The sequence below is a fragment of the Paenibacillus medicaginis genome, from assembly GCF_042138635.1.
Classification (GTDB): Bacteria; Bacillota; Bacilli; order Paenibacillales; family Paenibacillaceae; genus Paenibacillus; species Paenibacillus medicaginis.
The window spans coordinates 1-3,156 of record NZ_JBHIRY010000066.1; the positions used below are offsets into that span (position 1 = coordinate 1).

The window sequence follows — 3,156 nt, forward strand, 5'->3', positions numbered from 1 at the left end:
CGTTTGATGATCCCCGCAATTTGTTTTGTCGTCATCCCTTGCAGGTATAGATGAATCGTTTGGTATCGCTCAAACATGCGACGACTTTTTTCTTTCTTCATTCGCTTGTCAAGTTCCTTCACGGCTTGTTCCTGTTCCATCTGCATCATCATCCGTTCTCGAATTGGTTATCAACCATTTCGACGAGAATGGCGCTAATCCTGCTCCTATATTTTCCAATCACGAGGTATCAATCGGAAAATCTTTCTTTGAACTTATATAGTTGCAGAGATCTACCTTATTTAATAATAATAAATTCAAATGATTCTAGATTATATAAAGAATATTGATTTAACAGAATTATTCAAAGAGATGTTAATTAATTCAATATGTTTGACTATAAAAAATTTGGCTCAAAACCAAAATTAGCGGTTGAGAAATTTAGTTGCGTGTGAAAACGAGGACAAAAATGGAAAAACATCTGTAAATCCTGTATTGTTGCAAGTCCTACCAAACAACAAAAGGATATAACAGATGCCACTTCAGTATTTCAACGAATTGCTCGGATTACCAGAGCTACAACTTCAAAAAATCGTCTCCATGGATTCCCATGAGGTCCATCTGGAGGCATCGCCTGTGGAAGACAAACAACCTTGTCCGACCTGTAACTCAAAGCAAAATGTGAAGCGTGACGGCCGAAACAGCACGCGTAAAGTTCGGCACCTGAGTATCTTTGGCAGAAAGTGCTTTTTGCATGTTCCTTCTCCTCGGCTGGTTTGCTCCCGTTGCCACATCGGGTTTGGTTGGAGCTATGAACTTGTAGGCCCCAAACAACGGTATAGCAGCCTTTTCGTCATCAAACCGTAGATCAGGCGTCGGGTGTTCAACAGCGGCTCATAGCGCAAGAATGCAAGAAGTGCCTTCCAGCACCGCACAGCGAATGCATCAGGAAGCTCTCCCGGTACTCTCGGTAGAGTGCGAGCGGCTCGTCCCTCAAGCTTGGGATCAAGCCAAAGCCTCGGAAGGACCGGTGTTGGGTATTGACGACTTTGCTATTAAAAAAAGGACATACCTACAATACAGGGATTCACAATCTTCGAGGCGAAACCATGCTGGATGTGCTGGATGGACGCAAACTGGAGGATTAGTGTACGTATGCGCGGCAGCATACCGACTTCCTGAAGCTAAAACCGAAGGTGGTAGTCATGGATTTGGCACAGGCATATCACACCTCGATTAGCGAATGTTTTCCAGATGCTATCCGTATTGCTGACCGGTTCCACGTTCATGGCTACGTCATTGAAAGTGTCCAAGCGGTTCGGAAGTCCGTGCAGCCTACGCTTGCACCGCAGGCTAAGGTAATTTTAAAAAGCCATCATCGATTATTGAACCCGCCCATCGATACCCTGACGAAAAAGAGCAAAGCCCAGTTAAATCAACTACTTGAATTCTCGCCATCGCTGCGCAAGGTCTGGGAATGGAAAGAAGCATTCTCCCACTGATATGACCATTCGCCAGATGTACGTGTGGCCTGTCTTGGTTTTGCCCATTGGTGTCGTGCAGGGGAAAGACATCGATCATGAAGCGGTTCGAAGCACCTTGAGAACCATGAAGAATTGGGGAACGGAGATCGTGAACTACCACCGCTGTCGCCGGACCAATGCCATCGTAGAAGGACGGCATAATCGAATCAAAGCGTACCAGCGTCGACACTATTTCACACGTAATCGTAAGTGTTACAAAACGGGTATTTTAATCGAATGTAATCGGCACCGTTTGTCGGGTCAAAAATCAACCGCTAATTTCTAGGTTGAGCCAAAAATTTATCTTAATGGAGGATTATTTTTTGATAAATATATTAATGGTAGATGATAACAGTGATAAGCTTAGTAAAATTATTAGAGTAATAAAAGAAATGCCAGAAAGTGACTCTTTGAAAATTGAAATTGCAGTAGATATAGTAACTGCTGAAAAATTTATGACATCTGAAAGTTTTGATTTAATGATTTTAGATTTACAATTACCAACACGTTTGGGGCAAGAACCCAGAGCGGATGCTGGCGTTCATTTTTTGCAAGATTTAAATAGAAGAAGTGATCTTAAGAGACCTTTTCATATTATTGGAATCACTGCTCACGAAGGGCTATTTGAAGAATATAGCGATATTTTTGAAAATGAATTATGGGCATTGATTCGTTTTGAAGAGCAATATAACAATTGGGAAGAAAAGCTAAGAAACAAAATAAAATATTTAATCGTTTCTAAGAAAGAAATTCTTAATCCATCAAATTTATCTTACGAATATACCCTAGCTGTCGTTACTGCTTTAAAGTCAGAGTTAGATAGTATTTTGGAATTACCGGCTTCTTGGGAGATAGAACAACAAATTAATGATAAATCAACGATTTACTATAAGGGTTTTTTTGTAAAAGATGCAAAAAGAATTTCTGTAATAGCTGCATATTGTCCACAAATGGGTATGACGGCTTCATCTGTACTTACTATGAAGATAATTCAGAATTATCGTCCAAAGTATCTTTGTATGACTGGTATAGCTGCAGGGATTAGAGGAAAAGGTAATTATGGTGATATCTTACTAGCTGATCATTCATGGGATTATGGAAGTGGAAAAATGGTATATGATGAAGATAAGAAAGAGACACATTTCATGCCTGATCCTAAACCAATAACACTTGAACCTGAAATAAAGACCCTATTTGAACAATTCGATTCTACTATATTGTATGAGATGTTTCAGAAATGGAAATGGAACAAACCTAGCGTGCCTCCCAAAATAATTATTGGTCCTGTTGCTTCCGGAGCTGCGGTCTTGGAGAATTCATCCTTAGTAGATGGACAGATTAAACAACAGAACAGAAAGTTAATCGGAATAGAAATGGAGATATATGGAGTCTATTATGCTGCGAAATATTGTTCTGAACCTAGACCAACAGTTTTTGCATTAAAGTCAATCTGTGATTTCGCGGATAATGAGAAGAGTGATGATTTTCAAGATTATGCTGCATATACAAGTGCACAGACGCTTTATCATTTTGCATTAAATTCATTATAGAACATTTATATATTTTTCTAGATTACACTCACATTTCGCACCCTTATGAACGCCTGAAATAATATTTTTGGATCAAAGAAGAAATGACCGAATGGCGTCGAATA

The 3,156-nt window shown here is 39.7% G+C and carries 1 protein-coding gene and 1 pseudogene; both read left to right on the forward strand.

Annotated elements, in window-relative coordinates; translation table 11 throughout:
• Window positions 1–513: 513 nt before the first annotated feature.
• A pseudogene (locus tag ACE5LO_RS27960) lies at window positions 514–1,788 on the forward strand (ISL3 family transposase).
• Between the two features lie 37 nt (window positions 1,789–1,825).
• On the forward strand, window positions 1,826–3,052 hold the full coding sequence (locus ACE5LO_RS27590) for a phosphorylase family protein (RefSeq protein WP_375523111.1): 1,227 nt from the start codon (window positions 1,826–1,828) through the stop codon (window positions 3,050–3,052).
• Window positions 3,053–3,156 lie beyond the last annotated feature (104 nt).